Here is a 22446-nt window from a genome sequence, read left to right as displayed (position 1 = left end):
ATGTTAAACTTAATATTTTGTAATACTTGTGGTTCTCCTCTAGAGGTTAGTAAAAATACTTGTAAATGTGGAGCAATAATATCTATTGAAGAAAGAACAGAAATCTCTAATAAATTATCCAAAATTAATACAACCAATTTGATTGTAAATAGTCCAGAAAATGAAGTTTCTCTTTCATTAGAAGCTATGCCTGAATATAATTTAGACAAAAAATATTTTATTGGAGGTACTGCTAAAAAGCATTATCAGAAAAAAGTTAATTTTATTAAAAATCATTTAATACCTCCAATTACAGAATGGAAAGAGTTAATCGAGGAATCAGACAGAAAATTAGCTAAGGATAAAGTAGAACTTTATGGTAGAGTTTTAGGTATAACCGATTTTATAATAACCGATTTTTTTGGACAGTTTAATACAAAAAATAATGATGTTGAGATTTTCGAAGAATTCAGAGACTTTAGTAAGTACGAGTTATCTAATGTAATGAATGATTTTAACTTAGAATTGGAAGATATTCAAACTACAAATTTTGAAACTATAGGAATTGATGTATTTAATTCTATTAGTGATACTTTACATAATGGCTCTTTTTTATCTTTTGCAGATAAGGATACTATTACTAAGCAGGATATAAATGACGTGAAAGTAGAATTAGGAGCTGCAATTGCTTCTGAAATTATTTCAGGAATAACTAATATGATTAGTCAAAATAGTGATGCTATTAGAAATGTAAGAATAGCAGATAGTAATTTAAACGAAAAGCTTAGTCATATTAGTAGAGTCCATAATTCTTTACATATTGAAGAAAGAGAGATTAATAAACAAAAAAAATTATTTGACAAATCATTCATAATTATTGATAGCTGTTATAATAAAATTTTAAAACCAATTGTAAATGCTTTAAAAAAAGATACAGATTTTGCTTTATATGAAAAAGAAAGAATTCCTCATGTACTAAAGCAGAATAGGACAGAAATAGAGAATCAAGCTTATAATATTCCTATTAATATTTCATTTTGGAATTGTTTTCTACAAGGATCAAAAATTAATTATAACAAATATTTAAATAAACGCTTGTCCATAATTAATTCAAGAAAAGAATACGATAACTTAAATAAGTTATTAAAAGAAAAACGTCACAAATCACTGATGGCTAAGAGTGAATATGACGAGATTGCTTTAGATGATTTTAAAAATTTTGAAAAGGAGCATAGAAGAGTTATTAGAAAATCACCAGTTTATGTAAATAATTATAAAACAGTCGTAAAATTTAATAGTGTTTTAAGACAAGTAAAAACTAATTTAACAACTTAAGTATTATGGATAATAAAGAAGAAATTAATAAGCTTGAACAAGCCGAAAAGAAAATAGACAATTTTATAAATAATGGTAAAAATGCCATAAACTCAGCTAAAGAAGGAGCAGATTCTATAGCTAAAGTTACTTCAAATTTTAAAGGCACTATTGATAGTGCTAATAACTTAGTAAGTAGTGTTAATGGATTGAAAGATAATTTTTTAGAGTCTAAAAAACTTCAAATAGAGACAGAAATAAAGTTAAAGAAAATTCAAAATGAACATCAAACTAATAATCGAATAATTAGTGAAGAATACGGTAAACAAAAAGTAGCAATGGATAAAGCAAGTACTGTAGTTGATGAAGGTTTAAGAGGAGATGATATAGAAAAAATTAGAGAAGGTTTAAACGCTATGACTAATGTAGCAAATCATAACCCTATGGTTAAATTACAAAAACAAATAGATGAAAAATTAGAAGAAGATTTAAATAAAAATTTAGATGACGATGATTTTATTATAGAAATTTAATAAAAAAAGTTTTGTAAAAATTCCGTTAGGGAGCTAATTTTTTTTGATTTAGAAGAAATTGATTTATATACAGTTTGAAATTAAGTGATTTGGATAATTATAATTTTATTTAAACCATCAATTATTCAACTGGACAGTATTTGTCCATTTCAAATTTACATTTGCATTATAATTATAGAGATTGGCTTTTTATCGCTATTATAATGCTAATTATTTAACCAATAATATAATCGATATAATTAATCAATAATTTTTTAAAATTAACCCAACTAAAAAGCATCTTCAATTTGAAGATGCTTTTTTTATAATAAACTAATGAGAAGGTTGCTTAACTTAGTATTGAATTTAAAGTCTCACTTGGACGCATAGCTTTATTTACTAAATCTTCTTTAGGTTCATAGTAACCTCCAATATTAACAGGTTCACCTTGTATATCGTTTAATTCGCTAACAATTTTAGTTTCATTTTCTTCTAGTTGTTTAGCTAAAGTAGAAAATTGAGAAGCTAATTCTGTGTCTTCGGTTTGGTTTGCTAATTCTTGAGCCCAATACATTGCTAAGTAAAAGTGAGAACCTCTATTATCTAATTCTCCAGCTTTTCTAGAAGGCCCTTTTTTATTTTCTAATAATTTTTCTGTAGCGTTATCAAGTGCATCTCCTAAAATTTTAGCTTTAGCATTATCATTTACTTGACTAAAATGTTCAAGAGAAACAGCAAGTGCTAAAAACTCACCTAAACTATCCCAACGTAAGTGGTTTTCGCTAGTAAATTGTTGTACGTGTTTTGGAGCAGAACCACCAGCACCAGTTTCAAATAAACCACCACCATTCATTAAAGGAACAATAGAAAGCATTTTTGCCGATGTACCTAATTCTAGAATAGGAAATAAATCTGTTAAATAATCACGTAAAACGTTTCCAGAAACAGAAATAGTATCTTCTCCAGCTTTTACTCTTTTTAGTGTAAACTCAGTAGCTTTAATTGGAGATAAGATATGAAGTTCTAAACCTTCAGTATCATGGTCTTTTAAGTATGTGTTTACTTTTTTAATTAATTCTGCATCATGAGCTCTATTTTCATCTAACCAGAAAACTGCAGGAGTATTTGATGCTCTAGATCGTGTTACAGCTAACTTTACCCAATCTTGAATTGGTGCATCTTTTACTTGACACATTCTCCAAATATCACCAGTTTCAACAGTGTGTTCAATTAATACATTTCCATTAGCATCAATAACTTGTACTTTTCCATCTGTAGCGATTTCAAAAGTTTTATCGTGAGAACCATATTCTTCAGCTTTTTGAGCCATAAGACCAACGTTTGGTACAGTTCCCATTGTAGTAGGATCGAAAGCACCATGCTCTTTACAAAAGTTTATAGTGGCAGTATAAATTCCAGCATAACTACTATCTGGAATTACAGCTTTTGTATCTTGAGATTTTCCTTCTGCATTCCACATTTGTCCAGAGTTACGAATCATAGCAGGCATAGAAGCATCTATAATTACATCACTAGGTACGTGTAAATTTGTAATACCTTTATCGCTATTTACCATAGCTAAATCTGCATTATGCTCTAATGCATAACGAATATCTTCTTTAATTTCTTCGTGTTTATCTTCTGGTAACTCATGAAGGTTACTTAATAAGTTTCCAAAACCATTATTAACATCTACACCAATTTTTTCGAAAGTTTCACCATGTTTTTCAAATAATTCTTTAAAAAATACTCGAACGGCATGACCAAAAATAATTGGGTCACTTACCTTCATCATGGTAGCTTTCATGTGTAATGAGAATAATACACCTTGCTCTAAAGCATCATCAACCTGCTCATCTAAAAATTCAATTAAAGCTTTTTTACTCATTACAGAAGCGTCGATAATTTCACCTTGTAATAAAGGGAAACTTTCTTTTAAAATGGTAATATCACCATTAGCTGCAGTATGCTGTATTTTTACAGAAGTAGCATCTGTAACGGTTACCGATTTTTCGTTGTGAGCAAAATCGCCTTGAGTCATTGTAGAAACGTGAGACTTAGAGTCTTTAGACCATGCGCCCATAGAATGTGGATTCTTTTTAGCGTAATTTTTTACTGCTTTTGGTGCACGTCTATCACTGTTTCCTTCTCTTAAAACAGGATTTACGGCACTACCTTTTATTTTATCGTATCGAGATTTAATATCCTTTTCGCTATCATTTTCTGGCTCATCTGGATAATTAGGTATCTTAAAACCTTGTTCTTGCAATTCTTCTATAGCTGCTTTTAATTGAGGAATAGAAGCACTAATATTTGGTAATTTAATAATATTAGCTTCTGGTTTTTTAGCCAATTCACCTAAATAAGCTAAATCATCATTAACTTTTTGATCGTCATTTAAAAAATCTGGAAAAGTAGCTAATATTCTAGCAGCTAATGAGATATCTTTTGTTTCAATATCTATTCCTGAAGATTTTACAAACGCTTTTACAATTGGTAAAAAAGAACGTGTTGCTAAAGCTGGAGCTTCATCCGTTTTTGTATAAATGATTTTTGGTGTAGTTGACATATATATATGAAGTTTTTAAATAATAAAAATCCGAAAAGTTTCGGAATGCGAATATACAAAATTTCAATGCTTTTTTAAAGCCAGAAGCACATCACTTAATTGTATTTGAATAGATTGCAAATATCTGTCTATGCTTTTATTAAATTAATAATTTTGGTAGCTAAAAATTATTCAATTATAATTTTAAAGTCTTTTAAAAGGCCTAAAATTTCATTTTTCGAAAATTTAGCATTTTTCAGTTTATTTTTAATAGGTGAAATAGAGTAGTTGTATGCAGTAGTAAAATCTGTTTTTTCAAGGTTTGTGTTTTCAAATACTGCAAGATCAAGATTACAGTTGCTAAAAACTGCTTGTTGTAAATTAGAGTTAGTGAAATCTGTTTTTTCTAATTTACAGTTTTTAAAAACGGTTTGTTTAATATCTAAGTTATAGAAAGAGGCTAAATTAAGCTTACAATTAGTAAAAGACATTTGTAATAAAAATGTATTACATTCATTAAAAGGCGTGCCAACCATTTTACAACTATCAAAGCTTACAGTTTTAAAAGCTGTTTCTCCAAGTTTTACAGCGCTAAAATTACAGTTTATAAATTCGCATTCTAAAAAAGCTATGCCAGATAAATAGGTGCTACTAAAATCGCAGTTTGTAAACGTACAATTATCGTATTCTGCTTTAGGTAATGTTTGTTCTTTATAATCTATAGATTTAAAATTTTTATCGGTAATAAAAGGTAAGTTCATTATTAGTATTTGTGGTAAAAATACACTTTTTGAATTTCTAATAAGTTATAGTGAAAGAGATTATAAAATAAAAGCCATAACATAATAGATTTAACTATTAATATTATGGCTTTTTTGAGATAACATTTTTAATTTATTTAGCTTTCACTAAATCAATCTAAAACATAGGTTTTACATCTTTTCAATTTAAAAATTGTTAAATCAAAGATACATTTGGTTAACTTTCAAAATGTATTGACTTGTTACACCGTTTGTACCCGAAATTTGTTTTTCTTTAAACTTTAACCCGTATATATTTTATTTTCATAAAATATTTATTTTAAAGTCTTGTTTCATCCTTTCGTATTCACTTTCGATCTCTACTACTTTTTCCGAAACTTTCAATTTTTACAACTACAGTCTGCGTTACATACTCTAGTTTTAAAAATATCATGGTTTTAAATAACAATATCTACATACAGTATTTTAAAAACCTCAAAAAACAATAAATACTTAATTTTTTAAGTAACACTTAAAAATAATAAGTTTTAAGTAAATTAACATAAATTTTAAGAAAACTCTTAAAAACCAATAGTTTTGTTGTTAATTGTTTAGCTAATTTAATAAATAAGATTAGTATTAGCAAATTTATTAAAGTGTTATTTATCAACCAGTTATAAACTTAGGTTATTAACAATTGTTAATAAACAAAAAGCCTAACTTATTAAAGTTAGGCTTTTTAATGTTATTTAAAAGAAAGAGATTATTTTCTTCTCGCTTCTTTAATTCTTGCTTTTTTACCTGTAAGACCTCTAAAGTAAAAGATTCTAGCTCTACGAACTTTACCTCTTTTGTTAACTTCAACTTTCTGTAATGCAGGTAAATTAACTGGGAAGATACGCTCAACACCAATTGTTCCAGACATTTTTCTAATTGTAAAGGTTTCTGATGATCCAGTACCTCTTCTTTGTAAAACTACACCTCTAAAAAACTGTGTTCTACTTTTTTCACCTTCACGAATTTCGTAGTATACAGTAATTGTATCACCAGCAGAAAATTCTGGAAAGTCTTTTGTTGTTACAAACTCGTCTTGTACAAATTTAATTAAAGATTCCATCTTTATTTATTTTTAAATTATTGATTCAGAACAACATTCACGTATATCGCCAGAGGTTAACCCGAAATTGGCTGCAAATATAGTTATATTAACTTAAATAGCAAACAACTAAAATTAATTTTAAGTCATTTATATTTTGGGCGTTACCAAGCCATGCAAGAGGCAATGTCTTGGTCAGGCTTTCCGCTATATCTTTTTTAAGAAAAATAAAAAAGGATGCCGCATCAATCCTTAACGCATTACTATACTTTAATACTTCAATTAGCTCAACTATTTTAATATTATAGGTATGTAAACTGTTTCTTCAGAGTCTGGACTATTTCTTTTTGTAAGTTCACCAAGTACATTATAATGCGGTCTATTATCTAAAGCGTATTTAGATTTTGGTAAATAGTCTGTAAATATATACTGCATTAAATTACCAAAATCTTTAGCTAAACCTTTGTAGTTAAAAACGGCATATAACCCACCAGTTAGTTCTAAATAATCAAAATCGTTAGTAAGTATTTCTTTTTCTTTAACTTCTACAGTAGCCCATTTTGTAAAAGTATTACTTGGGTTAAAGTTTTTAAAATAGGTATCGTTGTATAAAACAACTTCAAAAACAGCATTAGAAACTTTATTTTCTATATATTTTTTTTTCGGCATAAAATTAGAAAACAACGTAACAGTTTTATTATCTGTTAGAGACATTTCTAGAGATTGCCCAATAAGGATTTTGCTTTTGGTTGTTACTATTTTAGGTTCTGTATATTGCATAAAGCGTTAAGTAATTAATCGTCTAACAAATCTGGTCTACGTTCTTTAGTACGCTCGTAAGCTTTTTCTTCACGCCATTTTTCAATATTTGCTGCATGACCGCTTAATAAAACCTCAGGCACTTTGTAACCTTTATAATCTCTTGGTTTGGTGTAAATTGGTGGTGCTAATAGATTGTCTTGAAAACTATCTGTTAACGCCGATGTTTCGTTACCTAAAACACCAGGAATTAACCTAATTACAGCATCGCATAATACTGCTGCTCCTAATTCTCCACCAGACAAAACATAATCGCCAATAGAAATTTCTTTAGTTACAAACATATCTCTTACACGTTGGTCTACACCTTTATAGTGACCGCATAGAATTATTATATTTTCTTTTAATGATAAGGTGTTTGCGATACTTTGATTTAAGGTGTTACCATCTGGAGTCATGTAAATAACCTCGTCATAATCACGTTGTGCTTTCAAAGCACTTATGCATTTATCTATAGGTTCGCAACTCATTACCATTCCTGCGCCGCCACCAAACTGTGTATCGTCTATAGATTTATAATTGTCTGTAGTATAATCTCTTAAATTATGAAAGTGAACCGAAACCAATTTAGCTTCTATTGCACGCTTTAAAATTGAAGCTTCAAACGGACTTTTAAGTAATTCTGGTAAAACGGTAATTATATCAATTCTCATTATGCTTTATCTTCTTATCAATTTGCAAAGATAAATTAAATGCTGCTATAATTTAAACCAAGGTTTTACATGTTTTGCTTCTATTTAATAATAAGAATTAGTTTACTGTTTTTTTTAAAGAAAATCTCAATAAAAAAGTAAAGATTGAATCTTCATTTTTTATTGAGATATAAATTATAAATGTTTATTTCCTAGTTTTTAATTTGAGAAAACACATATAGCATTTCTGTTGCTATTTGTAAACTCCTTTCTTGGTATTTTTCGGCTTGTTGTGGTGTATTGTCAAATACTTTTGGATCTTCAAAAGTTATAGGTATTCTTTTTTCTGCTCCAGCAATAAAAGGGCAGCCGCCATCTGCTTGCGAACAAGTCATTACAGCTGCAAAATTAGATTTTGGATTAAATGTGTTATCTAATGTTTTAGAAAATCCAATAATTGGTTGCTCGTTATCACTATACTTTATGCTGTATACAGGATTATTATCGTTAGACAATTTTGTAATATTAAATCCGGTATTTTCTAACGTTTTGGCAACCATTGGAAATAGAGCAGTAGCCTCTGTTCCAGCAGAATAGCAGTGTACATTTTTAATATTATAATACTGTGCTATTGTTTGCGCCCATATTTGAGATAAATGACTTCTTCTAGAGTTATGTGTGCAAATAAAATTAATTCTTATAGTTGCTTGGCTTTCTACTTTTTGCTGTATAAAATCTATTAAAGGTTGTAAAATGTCTTTACGTTCTTCAGCTATAGTGTTGACATTTAATTGTTCTATTATATTTTCAATTTCTTGAAACACTGTAGGTTTTGTAGTTATCATTTTTAATAGCTTTTAATTATTTAACAACAGTTTCCATCTGGAGAGCAACAAGGTTCGTCTCCTAAATTTAATAATTCTATTTTTTGTTTTTCGTCTTTAGCAGGAATACCGCATTGATCTTTTGCTAAACAATCTGTTTGTTTAGTTGTTAGTAAAAAGTTTTTACCGTTAAATTCTAAACCAAACTTCCCAATTGTATCGGCTTGATATTCTACTTCAATTTCTAAATCTTCAATTTTCAAAACTTTTTCAGATAGTTCTATTATGCTTAATAGTTTTTCTGGATGCAACCTATGGTCATAATCATTAGCATTCCATAACTGAAAGTTTGCTATTTCTTCATTTCTAACGGTACCGCCACAGTCTATAAAGTTTTTAGTAATTTTTCCTACTTCTGTAACATGAAAGTGGTTAGGTACTAACTCACCATTTGGTAATTGAAATGCGATAGTATCTAATTCTTCTAAAATTAATTTTACTTGAGATAATTTCATGATTTCTTTTATTTGTTTATTGTAATAATACGATTAATAAATGTAAATTTTTTTAGCAACAGTCTTCTTTTTTGCTTAAGTCTTGGTTTAAAAAATGAAACATAGTAATTTTCATTTGCGACCATTTTTCTGTATCTATACAGTAGCAAACGCTTGTACCTTCAACATTTCCTTTTATTAATCCTAAAAGTTTTAACTCTTTTAAATGTTGAGAAATTGTTGGTTGCGCTAACCCAATTTCGTTAACTAAATCACCACACACGCATGTGTTTATTTTAAAAAGGTGTTGTAATATAGCTACACGAGCTGGATGACCAAAAACTTTCGCATACGTTGCAATTTCGTTTTGTTGATCTGTAAACATTTCGGTTTTAGCAAGTCCCATATTTCTTTCTTTTGTTCATTGCAATATTACGATTAATATTGCATTCTGAAAAATTTATAACAAAAATTTAATAATATTATTATTTATCAGTTATGTTTTTAAGTACATAAAACCTTTCGTTTAAAACGTTGTTATTGTCTATGTTTGTTAGGTTTAAGTGTTTTTTAGAAAGTGTAAAATAATCTTGATCATCTATAAGTTTATAATTTTTTATTTCTGTATAAAAATCATCATTAACTGTTAAGTAATCTATTATATTAGTTTCGCTAGCTGTAAATTGTAGAAGTTTTTTAAAAGCACTCGTTTCTTGAATGTTTTCTCTAAATGAAGCACTTGCTATATAATCTCCTTGTTTTTGAATGTTATTAAAAAAATTAAATAGTGTTTTGGCTTCTTTCATTTTTAAGAAAAACAACACACCTTCTAATAATATAAAAGACGATTGATTTTTTACAATTGCATTTATTTTTTTTTGTAACTCTTCTTGATAATCATCATTAAAATCTACACCTATATATTGAATATTTCTTTCTGGTAATTTTCCTGAAGCTATAAATTGTTTAGTTTGTTTTTGTTTGAATTCTATTATTTCTGGTTTATCTATTTCTATATTTATTAAAGATGAATCTAAACAATATGGATACATACTAAAACCACTTCCAAAATTTATAAGTACTTTAATTTTATTTGCTTTTAGCAATGTGTTTATAGTATCAAAAAAATAACGGTTTCTCAAGCAATGCGCATTTGCTTCATGTTTTGATACTTTATTTAAATAGTTTTTAGACCAATCTTGAGCACCTTTGTTAGTCCATAGTTTAGCATATGGATCTAGACTTAAAGTTTCGTTTGATGCTCTAAATGCCGATGTTATAAATGCGGTATCATGTATTTGTATTGTTTTTGCCATAGCTTTACTTTAAAATTAATGCAAAAAAAAATCTGTAACCGAAGTTACAGATTTTTAATTTTAAACAGAATTCTAAATTTTAAATAGAATTTTTATGTTTATTTATTTCGTCTTGTAATTGTCTTCGTACTTTTTGTTCACGCTCTAAAGCAATACGTCTGTGTTCTTCAAATTCTTCTTCTGTTTCTGCTAAAGAAATTTTTGCTTGCTTAGTTACAGCGTTACTATTTTTAAATTTATAAATAAAGAATAGAGCTAAGGCTAATAATGCACCAATAATAGACCACATTAAGCCATTATAACCTGTTTTACTCATTTGAATGCCAAATAGAGACATGCTATCTTTCTCTGTATTTGTTTTCTCTAAATCTCCTTGTGTAGCACTTAAGCTAGATTTAAGTTTTGTAATTTCAGAATCTTGTTTTGTTACAACCGCTTTGGTATCGTTTAGTGTTTTATGTACCGCTTTTAAAGAATCTAAAGTGTTTTGTTTTAATTTTTCTATCCATTGTACTCTAATTACTTCGTAACGTTGTCCTCGACCATCTGTCCAACCATTAGATTTTTTAGTTAAATAATTAAATTGGCTTTCTATAGTACCACTATCTAGAGAGAGTTTTTCACCGTTATCTTCAGTGTTGTTTTGTGCTTGAAGAAAACATGTAAAAAGGGTAAATAATAAAAGTAATGTCGCTTTATGAAAATTCATTGTAATAAAATTGGTTCTTTGTACTGCGAAAGTAAAAAATAATGTTCAGTTTAAATAAATATATATAATAAAAGCCTTGCTAAGTGCAAGGCTTTTATATATACGTATTGTATTATGTATTTGGATTATATTTTTTTACAAAAAATCCTAATCTATTAATAATAAGTAAAGCGTCTTACTTTTGCAATATGCTTAGCTAAACGAATAACTTGATGACTGTAGCCATATTCGTTATCGTACCAAACATATAATATTGCATTTTTTCCATCTTTTCTTACTATGGTTGCTTTACTATCGTAAATAGAAGGAGCAGAGCTACCAACAATATCGCTTGATACTAATTCGTCACTCATTTCGTATTTAATTTGCTCTACTAAATCTCCTTCTAAAGCATATTTTTTAAGTGTAGCATTCATGCTGTCTACACTAGCTTCTGTTTCTAACTCTAAGTTTAATATAGCTAAAGATCCATTTGGTACAGGAACTCTAATGGCATTAGAGGTTAGTTTACCTTCAAACGTTGGTAATGCTTTAGAAACTGCTGCACCAGCACCTGTTTCTGTTATTACCATATTTAATGCTGCTGCACGTCCACGTCTGTATTTTTTATGGAAATTGTCTACTAAATTCTGGTCGTTAGTATAAGCGTGTATAGTTTCTAAATGCCCGCTTTTAACACCATAAGTATCTTCAACAGCTTTTAAAACAGGAGTAATAGCGTTTGTTGTACAAGACGCTGCAGAGAAAATATCAATTTCATCTGGATTGTTTTCTAAGTGATTTACACCATGAACAATATTAGGTATTCCTTTACCTGGAGCAGTTAATAAAACTTTATCTGCACCTGGAGAATTTTTTAATCGCATTAATGCTTCTTTATCTCTAAAAGCACCAGTGTTATCTATAATTAAAGCATTGTTTATACCGTATTTAGTATAATCTATATCTTCTGGTTGGTTTGCCGAAATTATACGTACAGTGGTACCATTAATAATTAAAGCTTCGTTTTCTAAATCTACAGCAACTGTTCCAGAGAAATCACCGTGTACAGAATCATTACGCAATAGCGATGCTCTTTTTTCTAATACAGTAATATCATTTTTACCACGTGTTACAATAGCACGTAAACGCAGTTGGCTACCTTTTCCTGTTCTAGTCATTAATTCTCTAGCAACCAAACGACCAATACGTCCAAAACCATAAAGTACTACGTCTTTAGGTATAATTTCTTCACTTGCACTAGCTTCTTTTAATTTGCTAGCTACAAATGCCATAGCATTGTTATGCTTTTGCTCTTCTAAGTGATACTCGTAAGTTAATTTCCCAATATCTAGTTTTGCTGGCGGAATGTCTAATGTTTTAATTGCTTGTGCAATTTCTACAGAATCGAAAACCGAAATTGGCTTTTGAACAAATTCTCCTGCATATTCATGTAGGTTTAAAATATCGCTAACGTTTTTGTCTATTAATTGGTTTCTAAATAAAACCAACTCGATAGATTTGTCGTACCATAGGTCGCTAACAATTTTAATGAATTCAACAGTAGCGCGACGTCTATCGGCTTGAAATGCTAATTCGTTTTCATAGGTTTCTTTAACTGGCATTCGTTTATGTATTTAGTGTGTTGTTAAATTGTTTTCGGTTTCGCTTTTATTTATTTTAGATTAATAGCTAGACCAAAATTTTTTGCAAAAGTATAGAATTCAAACGTTTTCGTAAAACATTTTGTGCTAAAAAATAAAAGCACTTTAGATTGCTCTAAAGTGCTTTTTATTATTATTAAAAATAAAATTATTCTAACCCATATCTTTTTGTTTGACCATTTGAGTCTACTAATTGTATGCTTAGTGGTTGATACATGTCTCTATTTTTTATTACTTCTTGTACATCTTCAACAGAGTTTACTTTAATATTATTAATTGCAGTAATTATATTTCCTTCTTCAATACCTTCAAGAGCAAAATATTTAGCATACCTACCACTTAATCTTGTTATTTTCACACCGTTTTTAACATCGTACTTTTTTAAATCTTTAGGTTTTGCATTTTTTATAATACCTATTGATGGAATAGTATAAGTGTTATTTTTTAGAAGTTTAACAGTTGCTAATTTTTGCACACCATTTCTTAAAAAATAAACGTTAATATTATCATTAGGTCTTTTAGTATCTAAATATCCTTTTAAATCTGAAAGTTTAGTAATTTCTATATCATCAATTTTCTTAATAATATCACCACTTTTTAAACCAGCAATTTCTGCTCCAGTATCTTCTTCAACTTCGTCTATATAAAAACCTTCAGTTTCACCAATACCTAGTTTTTCAGCATAAGCACTATTTAAAGAACCACCAACAACACCTAAAATACCGTTTTGTACATTGCCAAACTCCATTATATCTTCAATAACCTTTCTAGCAATATTACTTGGTACCGCAAAAGAGTAACCAATATAAGATCCAGTTTGAGAGGTAATAGCTGTGTTTATACCAATAAGTTCACCATTAGTATTTACTAAAGCACCACCAGAATTCCCTGGATTTACAGCGGCATCTGTTTGTATAAACGATTGGTTGCTTCGTCCAGATAAGTCTCTAGATTTTGCACTAATAATTCCAGCAGTAACTGTTGAGGTTAAATTAAAAGGGTTACCAACAGCTAAAACCCATTCGCCAATTTTAGCATGATCACTATCTCCAAATGTAGTATAAGGTAATTGGTCGTCACTTTCAATTTTTAGTAAAGCGATATCGGTTTTTTCATCAACACCAACAATATCTGCTTTAAACGTTTTGTTATCATTTAAAGTCACACTTAAATCTTGCGATCCTTTAATAACATGGTAATTTGTAACTATGTAACCATCTGGAGAAATAATAACACCACTACCAGTACCAAGTTGAGGACGTTGTTGTACGCGACCTCTAAATAAATCTTGTAATGTAGGTTGTACAGTACTTATAGTAATATTTTTAACGTGTACTACAGCATCTAATGTTTTCTCGGCAGCATTAGTAAAATCTATACCTTCTGCAGCAGCTAAACTTGTGTTTGTATAATTTACCGGCTGAAATGTTGGTAGAGAAAATTGTTCTGTTTTTGCAATTGTTTCTTCTTTTTCTATAAAGGTTTTATATGTTCCTAGGGTAATTGCACCTCCTAATACCGAAACTAAAACCAATGTTGCTATCTTTTTCATATATAATTTAGTTTAGAATTAATAAGAATAACTATAAAATTAATTTTTTTATTGCGTTGAAAATTCAACTTTAACGTCACATTAACAACAAAAATAAATTTTCAATACACTATATTTGCTGCAATAATATCTACATAATGACTCATACATTTTATAAATATCAAGGCACAGGAAATGACTTTGTTTTTATTGATAACAGACAAGAACAATTCAACAAAAATAATACCAAATTAATTGCGCACTTGTGTGACAGACGCTTTGGTATTGGTGCAGATGGCCTTATTTTATTAGAGAACGATGCAACTGCAGATTTTAAAATGGTGTATTTTAATGCAGATGGTAACGAGAGTACTATGTGTGGAAATGGAGGTAGATGTATTGTCGCTTTCGCGGAAAAGCTAAACATTATAAACGGTAAAACCACTTTTAATGCAATTGATGGTATACACGAAGCAACAATAAACGATGGTTTTGTAAAACTAAAAATGCAAGATGTAGATACAATTAAGGTAAACAAAGATCATACTTTTTTAAATACAGGTTCTCCACACCATGTAGCATTAGTAAATAATATTAAACAATTTGATGTTAAAACTGAAGGCGCAGCAATTCGATATGGTGATTTATATGATGCAGCAGGAACAAATGTAAATTTTGTTGAGCCATTAGATAACAGCACTTTCTCGGTAAGAACATATGAGCGAGGAGTAGAAGACGAAACATTATCTTGCGGTACAGGAGTAACAGCAGTAGCGTTAGCAATGCATACATTAAAAAAAGCAAACACTCAAGAAGTTAGCTTGAATGTTGAAGGCGGAACACTAAAAGTCTCTTTCGAAAAAACAACTAACGGATATAAAAATATTTGGCTTCAAGGTCCTGCAACTTTAGTTTTTAAAGGTGAAATAGAATGGTAACACTAAAAGGAGAACATATTTATTTACGTGCTCTGGAACCAGAAGATTTAGAGTTTATTTATACAATAGAAAACGACGAATCTATTTGGGAGTTAAGTAATACTATAACACCATATTCAAGATATTTAATAAAACAATATTTAGAACATGCACATGCAGATATATACGAAGTAAAACAATTACGATTAGTTATCTCAAACTATGAAAATGAAACTTTAGGCATGATTGATGTTTTTGATTTTGATGTAAAAAATAAACGCGCAGGTATTGGTATATTAGTAAAAGAAACTAAAAACCGAAATAAAGGTTATGGTAGTGAAGCATTAAAACTTTTAGTAAACTATTGTTTTAAACATTTAAATTTACATCAGTTATATTGTAATGTTTCTCAAGAAAACACTGCAAGTATTAATTTATTTGAAAACCAAGGATTCAAACAAATAGGATTAAAAAAAGATTGGAATCTTATAAACGGAAATTATAAAAACGAATATTTATATCAACTAATTAAATAATGTACATAAAAAAAATACTTGTAGCCATTGCTATTATTGGTTTAGCTATCGCAGCTTATTTTGCTTATTTTATTTATGGAGCAATGCTAAAACCTAATACAGCTTTTAATAATGAAGAAGCTTATATTTTTATTCCTACACATGCAAAGTATCAGGAAGTGCGAGAACAATTAGAACCTTTGTTAATAGATATTGATGGTTTTGATGCATTAGCAGAACAAAAAAAATACACAACCAATATTAAAGCTGGACGCTTTGTTATAAAAAAAGGAATGAGTAATAATGATATTATTAATTCTATTAGAAGTAAAAATATACCATTAAGAGTTGCTTTTAACAATCAAGAACGATTAGAAGATTTGGCAGGCAGAATTGCATTTCAAATAGAACCAGATAGCCTTACACTACTAATGGCAATGACAGATCCTGAGTTTTTAAGTAAAAATAACTTTAATGAAGATACAGCATTAGCAATGTATATTCCTAATAGTTATGAGTTTTTCTGGAATACATCTGCAGAAGGCTTTAGAGATAAAATGCTTAAAGAATATAATCGTTTTTGGACTGCAGAAAGAGAGGCAAAAGCAAAAAAACTTAACTTATCTAAAAATGAAGTTATAGCATTAGCAGCAATAGTTCATAAAGAAACAGCAAAAGTAGACGAGAGACCTCGTGTTGCAGGTGTGTACTTAAATAGATTAAGAAAAGGCATTCCTTTACAAGCAGATCCAACGGTAATTTATGCAGTAAAAAAACAAGATGGAAATTTTAATCGTGTAATAAAACGTGTATTATATAAAGACTTAGAAACAAACTCACCTTACAATACTTATAAAAATGCAGGTGTTCCACCAGGACCAATTTTTATGCCAGATGTTTCTGCAATAGATGCTGTTTTAAACCCAGAAAAGCATGATTATATTTATTTTGTTGCCAATGTAAAAAACTTTGGTTACCACAAATTTGCTAAAACTTTATCGCAGCATAACCAGAATAAACAAGAATATGTACGTTGGATAAATAAGCAAGGCGTTAATAGATAATGTTTATAAAACTTACAACTTACGTTTTAGTATTTTTATTTTCTGTCTGTGCCTTTGCACAAGAATCTAGTTTTTTTAAGCCTAGCGATACGTTAAATATAAAAAGAAGAAACACTGTTGTAATTTCTGAAGCAGCAATTGGTGGTGTTACATTATTAGCTTTGAACCAATTGTGGTATGCAGATTATGAACGGTCTAATTTTCATACTATAAATGATAATAGTGAATGGTTACAAATGGATAAGTTTGGCCATACATTTTCTGCTTATCATTTGGGACGCTTGGGAGCGCAAACCTTAAAATGGAGTGGTGTAAGTAAAAAAAATCAATTACTATATGGTGGTACGTTAGGCTTTACTTTTTTAACTGCAGTTGAGGTAATGGATGGTTTTTCCCAAGAATGGGGATTTAGTTGGGGAGATTTTACTGCAAATGCAGCAGGAACAGGACTTTTTATTGGTCAAGAGTTACTTTGGGATGAGCAACGTATAGTAATGAAATACTCATTTCATAGAACACAATTTGCTGCGCAACGCCCAGATAAACTTGGTAATGGCTTAACCGAAGAGTTTTTAAAAGATTATAATGGTCAAACTTATTGGTTGTCTGCTAACGTACATTCCTTCTTTAAAAGTAGTAAAATACCAAAATGGTTAAATGTTGCTTTTGGTTACGGTGTTGACGGTTTATTATCTGGAAACGATAATCTGTTTGTTGATAATGTATTTATTCAGCAAGACAGACAGCGTCAATTTTACTTAAGTTTAGATGTCGATTTAACAAAAATAAAAACTAACTCAGCTTTACTAAAAACGGTTTTTAGCGTTTTCAATACTATAAAAGTACCGTTTCCAACCTTGGAGATTAACGGAGAAAATGGCATAAAGCTACACGCTATCTACTTTTAATAGCGTTTAATCTATTGGTTTTCAGGTTCTAAAAAAATGTTGTATATTTGCACGGCGAAATTTTAGGCACGCTTTTTGAATAAGAGTGAACTTAAAAAAAATCAAAGGTTATGAATAAAAAAAATATTGCAAAGTTAGTTCCCTTAGTACTTACAATATGTATTTTAATAGTAGTATCGCTTTACACTAATAAAGCTGTTAAATCTAAAAAAGATTTAGCATCTTTAAAAGAAACAGCTGCTGTTGCAGTTGTTGAACCTGAATTAGATATTCCTTTAGGTCAGGATTATAATTTAAAATTAGACAAAAGATTTTTAAATTACAATCCTAGATTAGGAAAAACATTTACAGGTTTTAAAGAGCAGTTAGGTTTTAAAGAATCTCAAAATAATTATTTTAGAGTAAATACTTTAGGGTATTTAGGAAAATACCAATTTGGTAGAAGTACTTTGCAAATGATTGGGATTAATGATACTAAACATTTTTTAAGCAATCCCGAATTACAAGAAAAAGCTTTTATAGCAAATACAGAACGTAATAAATGGGTATTAAGAAGAGATATTAAACGCTATTCTGGACGTTATGTTGGCGGCGTTAAAATTACAGAATCTGGTATTTTAGCAGCAGCACATTTAGCAGGACCAGGAAGTGTGAAAAAATACTTAAGAAGTCAAGGTGCAGATTGTTTTGAAGATGCATATGGTACAACTATTAAATCGTACTTAAAACGTTTTTCTGGTTTTGATACTTCAGAAATTAAACCTAATAAAAAAGCTAGAGTTTCTTTAAAAGCTTAGTTTTTTAACTTTTATGAATTATAAATAACGTTGGTCTTTTATGTAGGTCAACGTTATTTTTTTTCCATTCATTAGCGGTCATTGTTTTTATATATTCTGTAGGTAAAGTAATGTCGCAAGCAACACAAATGCTTGTATTACCATTTACAGTATTACATAAATCTTCCAGAAACTTATTGTTTCTATAAGGTGTTTCAATAAACAACTGCGATTGATTATGCTCGAACGATAAGCGTTCAAGTCTTTTAATTTCTTTTTTACGGTCTTGTTTATCTATTGGTAAGTAGCCATTAAAAGCAAAACTTTGCCCATTCATACCGCTACTCATCATTGCCATTAATATTGACGATGGTCCAACTAATGGAACTACTTTAATATTATTTTGGTGTGCAAGTTTTACAATTTCTGCTCCAGGATCTGCAACTCCAGGACATCCGGCTTCAGACAGTAAACCAACATCGATACCCTTTTTACAAGGTTCTAAATAACTTGGTAGTTCGCTAGCATTAGTAAATTTGTTTAAAGGAAAAAGCGTAAGGTTTGCTTGTTTTTTGCTTGGCGATATTTTTTTTATATCTCTTCTAGCTGTTTTTTCATTTTCAACAACATAAAAATCTACATGTTCTATTATTTTTTTTACTGTTAAAGGTAAAACGTTTAAAGGTTCTGTGTCTCCTAATGTTGTAGGAATGAGATAAAGCTTGCCGTAAGATGCGTTCATTTAATTTATTACTAATTTTTTAACCAGTTTTCTTTGGTTAAAGGTATTAATTTCTATGAAATAAATACCACTTGCATAAGTTTCAGTTAAAATATTAATTTGTTTGCTTTTAAAAGTATTAAAATGTATTATTTCTTGACCTTGAATATTGGTTATATTTACAGATTCAATTTTAGAAAAGTCCATACCAAAATCTATTGTTATTTTTCCATTTGAAGGATTAGGATAAATAATAATGTTATTTTTTATATTTTCAGTAATGCCTAAATTTGGATCTTCAATTTTATATATTGTATTTCCTCCTGCAATATAAAGCTCTCCACTTATATCTTCTCCAAAAGTAGTCCAGGCTTGAGTGATGTTAGGAAGTTGAAAATTGATATCCCAATTTACTCCATCTGTACTACTTAGTATTCCTATCTCTGAAGAACATAAATCTGCAAAAAAGTATTTTCCTATAAAATTAGTAAACGTACTGCCTCTATATACATAACCACCAGTTATAGAACATCTATTACCATTTCCTGCATTTTCGTGTAAATATTCTGCAATAGGTTGTATAGTGTTTGTTATTGTAGGACAAGAGCTTTCTACATTAAAATTGTGTGTGGCTTCATAACATCTCCAACCATAATTATCGCCAGGATTGCCAGGTCCAATTACTTGGTTTATTTCTTCGTATAAGTTTTGTCCAACATCAGCAGTCCATAGGTCTCCATTTGTTTTATCAAAAGAAAACTTCCATGTATTTCTTAACCCAATTGCATAAACTTCTGGTGCTCCGCCCGATGAAGCGTAAGGATTAGTTGGAGGTATTGTGTATGTGCTACCAATAACATTAATTCTTAAAAGTTTACCTAACAAGTTGTTAGTGTCTTGTGCTCTATTTCCAGGATCACCTCCAGAACCGCCATCACCTGTAGAAATGTATAAAAAACCATCTTGACCAAAAGCTATTTTGCCACCATTATGATTAGAAAATGGTTGTGAGATGGTTAATAATATATTTTCATTGGTGTTTGCAATATTAGGATTAGCACTTACGGTGTAATTTGCAATAACAGTATCACCATTATTATTAATATAGTTTAAGTAAAAATTACCAGATGTATTATAGTCTGGAGCGAATGCTAAGCCTAATAAACCACGCTCACCACCAGAAGTTACAATGGTATTGATATCTAAAAAAGGTGTAGAATTTATAGAGCCATCACTATTTAAAATTTTAATAATGCCTGCCTGTTCAACTACAAATAATCTGGAATCATTTGCTACTCCTGAATTTACAATTTCAACAGGACTAGTAAAGCCGGAGCTAAATGTTGTAAGTTGAACACTTGTAGATTGAGCGTTAGAGAAAAAGGATAGAAAAAAACAAAAAAGAATAGAGTAGAAGTTTTTCATGGCAACTTTTTTTAATAGTTAATGAAAATGTTTGTACTCTAATATACGGAATTTAAATAGCGTTTAGTTGTTTAGCTATAGCATTGCAAGCTTCATCAAGCATATTGTAAACATCATCAAAACCAGATGCACCACCATAGTAGGGATCTGGAACTTCTAAATTTTTATTAGGATGGCTTTCGTTTAATATTAATTTTACTTTAGAAATATCTTGAGAATTGCGTGCCATTTTTATAACATTTTTAAAGTTGGATTGATCCATAACATAGATATAATCAAACTTTTCAAAATCTTCTGTTACAAATTGCCTACCGCGTTGGTTTGTAATATCTAAACCATTCTTTTTAGCAACAGCAATAGAGCGACTATCTGGCAAACTATTAATGTGATAATTACTAGTGCCTGCAGAGTCTACTTGAAATGATTTAGAATTTAATTTTGATTCTAAAATACCATGAGCTAGAGGAGAGCGACAGATGTTTCCGAGGCAAACCATTAAAATTCTAACCATAATATTGGGTAATTAAACTGAAAGTTTTTTAGTTAAATCTTCAACATATTTTCTAAACTGCTTATCTGTAGATGATAAGTTGTCAACAGTTTTACAAGCATGCAATACAGTGGCATGATCTCGTTTTCCTATTTGAGAGCCAATGCTAGCTAATGAAGCTTTTGTAAACTTTTTAGCAAAAAACATGGCTAACTGTCTAGCTTGTACAATGTGACGCTTTCTTGTTTTAGATTGTAAAGTATCTACATCCATTTGGAAATAATCTGATACTACTTTTTGAATATAATCTATAGAAACCTCACGTTTAGTATTTTTTACAAACTTCTCTACAACTTGTTTAGCAAGTTCTATGTTTATTTCTTTTTTATTAAAAGATGACTGTGCAATTAATGATATTATAGCACCTTCTAATTCTCTAATATTAGATTTTATATTTTTAGCGACGTATTCTATAATATCTTCTGGCATTTCAACGCCATCACGATATAATTTGTTTTTTAGTATAGAAACACGAGTTTCAAAATCGGGAGTTTGTAACTCTGCACTTAATCCCCATTTAAAACGTGATAATAAACGTTGCTCAATATCTTGCATATCTACAGGCGCTTTGTCACTTGTTAAAATCACTTGTTTACCGTTTTGGTGTAAGTGGTTGAAAATGTGAAAAAAGACATCTTGAGTACCAGATTTACCAGATAAAAACTGAACATCATCTATTACTAGAACATCAATTAATTGGTAGAAATGTATAAAATCGTTTCTGTTATTTTTCTTAACAGAGTCTATATATTGTTGTGTAAATTTTTCGGCAGAGATATATAATACCGTTTTTTCTGGGTATTTATCTTTAATATCTACACCAATAGCATGTGCTAAGTGGGTTTTTCCTAAACCAACACCTCCAAAAATTAATAAAGGGTTAAAAGAAGTACCTCCTGGTTTTGCAGAAACAGCTAAACCTGCACTACGTGCTAAACGGTTAGAATCACCTTCTAAAAAGTTATCAAAATTATAACTAGGGTTTAATTGTGATTCTATTTTTACATTTCGAATTCCAGGTATAACAAAAGGGTTACGTAATTCTCTATCTTTATTTTTTAAAGGGACATCGACATCTTGAGCTTTTACAGCAGAGCGATTTGAACTTGGAATTTTTTCTGTAAATGGTTGTTTGTTACCATAGGTGTTTTCCATTTTAATAATGTAAACCAACTTTGCGGTTTCACCTAATTCTTTGGTAAGTGCTACTTTTAGAATTTTAACGTAATGCTCTTCAAGCCACTCGTAAAAAAATTTACTAGGCACTTGTACACTTAAAGCATTATCTGTGAGTTTGACTGCTATAATTGGTTCAAACCATGTTTTATATGCTTGAGGTTGGATATTGTCCTTTATAAAATTAAGACAGTTATTCCATACCGATTGCGCAGTTATACTCATTGTTAAATTTTA

General features: G+C 29.6%; 23 protein-coding genes. 7 read left to right on the top strand and 16 right to left on the bottom strand.

The window, feature by feature from the left end; all coding sequences use genetic code 11:
• Positions 1-1314 carry a hypothetical protein gene (locus LACAL_RS00120; RefSeq protein ID WP_013868660.1) on the top strand — a complete coding sequence of 438 codons (1314 nt, stop codon included), beginning with the start codon at positions 1-3 and terminating at the stop codon, positions 1312-1314.
• A gap of 5 nt (positions 1315-1319) precedes the next feature.
• Positions 1320-1826: a hypothetical protein gene (locus LACAL_RS00115; protein WP_013868659.1), complete on the top strand. Its 507-nt coding sequence runs from the start codon at positions 1320-1322 to the stop codon at positions 1824-1826.
• A 328-nt stretch (positions 1827-2154) separates the two neighbouring features.
• Here LACAL_RS00115 and LACAL_RS00110 read toward each other — a convergent pair whose 3' ends face one another.
• The 12 genes from LACAL_RS00110 to LACAL_RS00055 form a co-directional block, all read right to left on the bottom strand.
• The gene (locus tag LACAL_RS00110) at positions 2155-4374 is read right to left on the bottom strand and encodes an NADP-dependent isocitrate dehydrogenase (protein ID WP_013868658.1); all 2220 of its coding nucleotides are present in this window, start codon (positions 4372-4374) and stop codon (positions 2155-2157) included.
• A 167-nt stretch (positions 4375-4541) separates the two neighbouring features.
• Positions 4542-5114, bottom strand: coding sequence for a pentapeptide repeat-containing protein (locus LACAL_RS00105; RefSeq protein ID WP_013868657.1), 573 nt, complete (start codon positions 5112-5114; stop codon positions 4542-4544).
• A 742-nt stretch (positions 5115-5856) separates the two neighbouring features.
• Entirely contained in the window at positions 5857-6210 is a 354-nt protein-coding gene (rplS, locus tag LACAL_RS00100; protein ID WP_013868656.1) for a 50S ribosomal protein L19, read from the bottom strand.
• Between the two features lie 270 nt (positions 6211-6480).
• Positions 6481-6969: a GyrI-like domain-containing protein gene (locus tag LACAL_RS00095; RefSeq protein ID WP_013868655.1), complete on the bottom strand. Its 489-nt coding sequence runs from the start codon at positions 6967-6969 to the stop codon at positions 6481-6483.
• A gap of 14 nt (positions 6970-6983) precedes the next feature.
• Positions 6984-7661: a tRNA (guanosine(37)-N1)-methyltransferase TrmD gene (gene trmD, locus LACAL_RS00090; protein ID WP_013868654.1), complete on the bottom strand. Its 678-nt coding sequence runs from the start codon at positions 7659-7661 to the stop codon at positions 6984-6986.
• Positions 7662-7852: 191 nt separating this feature from the next.
• Positions 7853-8485, bottom strand: a complete 633-nt coding sequence (locus LACAL_RS00085) for a low molecular weight phosphatase family protein (protein WP_013868653.1) — start codon at positions 8483-8485, stop codon at positions 7853-7855.
• A gap of 20 nt (positions 8486-8505) precedes the next feature.
• Complete coding sequence (locus tag LACAL_RS00080) at positions 8506-8979, bottom strand: DUF6428 family protein (RefSeq protein ID WP_013868652.1); 474 nt, start codon at positions 8977-8979, stop codon at positions 8506-8508.
• Between the two features lie 52 nt (positions 8980-9031).
• The gene (locus LACAL_RS00075; RefSeq protein ID WP_013868651.1) at positions 9032-9364 is read right to left on the bottom strand and encodes a helix-turn-helix transcriptional regulator; all 333 of its coding nucleotides are present in this window, start codon (positions 9362-9364) and stop codon (positions 9032-9034) included.
• 79 nt (positions 9365-9443) lie between these two features.
• Positions 9444-10274, bottom strand: coding sequence for a class I SAM-dependent methyltransferase (locus LACAL_RS00070; protein WP_013868650.1), 831 nt, complete (start codon positions 10272-10274; stop codon positions 9444-9446).
• A 79-nt stretch (positions 10275-10353) separates the two neighbouring features.
• Complete coding sequence (locus tag LACAL_RS00065) at positions 10354-10983, bottom strand: hypothetical protein (protein ID WP_013868649.1); 630 nt, start codon at positions 10981-10983, stop codon at positions 10354-10356.
• A gap of 155 nt (positions 10984-11138) precedes the next feature.
• A complete protein-coding gene (locus LACAL_RS00060) occupies positions 11139-12587 on the bottom strand; it encodes a glyceraldehyde-3-phosphate dehydrogenase (RefSeq protein ID WP_013868648.1) in 1449 nt (482 codons plus the stop codon).
• A gap of 187 nt (positions 12588-12774) precedes the next feature.
• Positions 12775-14178, bottom strand: coding sequence for a trypsin-like peptidase domain-containing protein (locus LACAL_RS00055; RefSeq protein ID WP_013868647.1), 1404 nt, complete (start codon positions 14176-14178; stop codon positions 12775-12777).
• Between the two features lie 137 nt (positions 14179-14315).
• Here LACAL_RS00055 and dapF point away from each other — a divergent pair, with 137 nt between their 5' ends.
• The 5 genes from dapF to LACAL_RS00030 all read left to right on the top strand — a co-directional run bounded on the left by dapF (position 14316) and on the right by LACAL_RS00030 (position 18358).
• Positions 14316-15095 (top strand): diaminopimelate epimerase, encoded by a 780-nt coding sequence (gene dapF / locus LACAL_RS00050; protein ID WP_013868646.1) that lies wholly within the window; start codon positions 14316-14318, stop codon positions 15093-15095.
• Positions 15089-15610 (top strand): GNAT family N-acetyltransferase, encoded by a 522-nt coding sequence (locus LACAL_RS00045; protein WP_013868645.1) that lies wholly within the window; start codon positions 15089-15091, stop codon positions 15608-15610. The genes dapF and LACAL_RS00045 overlap by 7 nt, the downstream gene beginning before the upstream one ends.
• Positions 15610-16653, top strand: coding sequence for an endolytic transglycosylase MltG (gene mltG / locus LACAL_RS00040; protein WP_013868644.1), 1044 nt, complete (start codon positions 15610-15612; stop codon positions 16651-16653). The genes LACAL_RS00045 and mltG overlap by 1 nt, the downstream gene beginning before the upstream one ends.
• Positions 16653-17561 carry a DUF2279 domain-containing protein gene (locus tag LACAL_RS00035; protein ID WP_013868643.1) on the top strand — a complete coding sequence of 303 codons (909 nt, stop codon included), beginning with the start codon at positions 16653-16655 and terminating at the stop codon, positions 17559-17561. Before mltG ends, LACAL_RS00035 begins: the two co-directional genes overlap by 1 nt.
• A gap of 110 nt (positions 17562-17671) precedes the next feature.
• Positions 17672-18358 carry a hypothetical protein gene (locus LACAL_RS00030; RefSeq protein WP_013868642.1) on the top strand — a complete coding sequence of 229 codons (687 nt, stop codon included), beginning with the start codon at positions 17672-17674 and terminating at the stop codon, positions 18356-18358.
• A 4-nt stretch (positions 18359-18362) separates the two neighbouring features.
• Here LACAL_RS00030 and LACAL_RS00025 read toward each other — a convergent pair whose 3' ends face one another.
• The 4 genes from LACAL_RS00025 to dnaA are packed head-to-tail and all read right to left on the bottom strand — an operon-like array spanning position 18363 to position 22434.
• On the bottom strand, positions 18363-19079 hold the full coding sequence (locus LACAL_RS00025) for an SAM-dependent methyltransferase (RefSeq protein ID WP_013868641.1): 717 nt from the start codon (positions 19077-19079) through the stop codon (positions 18363-18365).
• Entirely contained in the window at positions 19080-20483 is a 1404-nt protein-coding gene (locus LACAL_RS00020) for a PQQ-dependent sugar dehydrogenase (RefSeq protein ID WP_013868640.1), read from the bottom strand. It lies immediately after the preceding gene.
• A gap of 52 nt (positions 20484-20535) precedes the next feature.
• On the bottom strand, positions 20536-20994 hold the full coding sequence (locus tag LACAL_RS00015) for a low molecular weight protein-tyrosine-phosphatase (RefSeq protein ID WP_013868639.1): 459 nt from the start codon (positions 20992-20994) through the stop codon (positions 20536-20538).
• 12 nt (positions 20995-21006) lie between these two features.
• Positions 21007-22434, bottom strand: coding sequence for a chromosomal replication initiator protein DnaA (gene dnaA / locus LACAL_RS00010; RefSeq protein WP_013868638.1), 1428 nt, complete (start codon positions 22432-22434; stop codon positions 21007-21009).
• Between the last annotated feature and the right edge of the window lie 12 nt (positions 22435-22446).

The organism is Lacinutrix sp. 5H-3-7-4, from assembly GCF_000211855.2.
In the GTDB taxonomy this organism is placed as follows: Bacteria; Bacteroidota; Bacteroidia; order Flavobacteriales; family Flavobacteriaceae; genus Lacinutrix.
The sequence above is the reverse complement of the archived record's forward strand: the minus strand, read 5'-3'. Positions and strand labels throughout refer to the sequence as shown.

Bases quoted from the DNA above. Each gene is read 5' to 3' on its own strand.
- LACAL_RS00120 (WP_013868660.1), top strand. From the start codon at position 1: ATGTTAAACTTAATATTTTGTAATACTTGTGGTTCTCCTCTAGAGGTT.
- LACAL_RS00115 (WP_013868659.1), top strand. From the start codon at position 1,320: ATGGATAATAAAGAAGAAATTAATAAGCTTGAACAAGCCGAAAAGAAA.
- LACAL_RS00110 (WP_013868658.1), bottom strand. From the start codon at position 4,374: ATGTCAACTACACCAAAAATCATTTATACAAAAACGGATGAAGCTCCA.
- LACAL_RS00105 (WP_013868657.1), bottom strand. From the start codon at position 5,114: ATGAACTTACCTTTTATTACCGATAAAAATTTTAAATCTATAGATTAT.
- rplS (WP_013868656.1), bottom strand. From the start codon at position 6,210: ATGGAATCTTTAATTAAATTTGTACAAGACGAGTTTGTAACAACAAAA.
- LACAL_RS00095 (WP_013868655.1), bottom strand. From the start codon at position 6,969: ATGCAATATACAGAACCTAAAATAGTAACAACCAAAAGCAAAATCCTT.
- trmD (WP_013868654.1), bottom strand. From the start codon at position 7,661: ATGAGAATTGATATAATTACCGTTTTACCAGAATTACTTAAAAGTCCG.
- LACAL_RS00085 (WP_013868653.1), bottom strand. From the start codon at position 8,485: ATGATAACTACAAAACCTACAGTGTTTCAAGAAATTGAAAATATAATA.
- LACAL_RS00080 (WP_013868652.1), bottom strand. From the start codon at position 8,979: ATGAAATTATCTCAAGTAAAATTAATTTTAGAAGAATTAGATACTATC.
- LACAL_RS00075 (WP_013868651.1), bottom strand. From the start codon at position 9,364: ATGGGACTTGCTAAAACCGAAATGTTTACAGATCAACAAAACGAAATT.
- LACAL_RS00070 (WP_013868650.1), bottom strand. From the start codon at position 10,274: ATGGCAAAAACAATACAAATACATGATACCGCATTTATAACATCGGCA.
- LACAL_RS00065 (WP_013868649.1), bottom strand. From the start codon at position 10,983: ATGAATTTTCATAAAGCGACATTACTTTTATTATTTACCCTTTTTACA.
- LACAL_RS00060 (WP_013868648.1), bottom strand. From the start codon at position 12,587: ATGCCAGTTAAAGAAACCTATGAAAACGAATTAGCATTTCAAGCCGAT.
- LACAL_RS00055 (WP_013868647.1), bottom strand. From the start codon at position 14,178: ATGAAAAAGATAGCAACATTGGTTTTAGTTTCGGTATTAGGAGGTGCA.
- dapF (WP_013868646.1), top strand. From the start codon at position 14,316: ATGACTCATACATTTTATAAATATCAAGGCACAGGAAATGACTTTGTT.
- LACAL_RS00045 (WP_013868645.1), top strand. From the start codon at position 15,089: ATGGTAACACTAAAAGGAGAACATATTTATTTACGTGCTCTGGAACCA.
- mltG (WP_013868644.1), top strand. From the start codon at position 15,610: ATGTACATAAAAAAAATACTTGTAGCCATTGCTATTATTGGTTTAGCT.
- LACAL_RS00035 (WP_013868643.1), top strand. From the start codon at position 16,653: ATGTTTATAAAACTTACAACTTACGTTTTAGTATTTTTATTTTCTGTC.
- LACAL_RS00030 (WP_013868642.1), top strand. From the start codon at position 17,672: ATGAATAAAAAAAATATTGCAAAGTTAGTTCCCTTAGTACTTACAATA.
- LACAL_RS00025 (WP_013868641.1), bottom strand. From the start codon at position 19,079: ATGAACGCATCTTACGGCAAGCTTTATCTCATTCCTACAACATTAGGA.
- LACAL_RS00020 (WP_013868640.1), bottom strand. From the start codon at position 20,483: ATGAAAAACTTCTACTCTATTCTTTTTTGTTTTTTTCTATCCTTTTTC.
- LACAL_RS00015 (WP_013868639.1), bottom strand. From the start codon at position 20,994: ATGGTTAGAATTTTAATGGTTTGCCTCGGAAACATCTGTCGCTCTCCT.
- dnaA (WP_013868638.1), bottom strand. From the start codon at position 22,434: ATGAGTATAACTGCGCAATCGGTATGGAATAACTGTCTTAATTTTATA.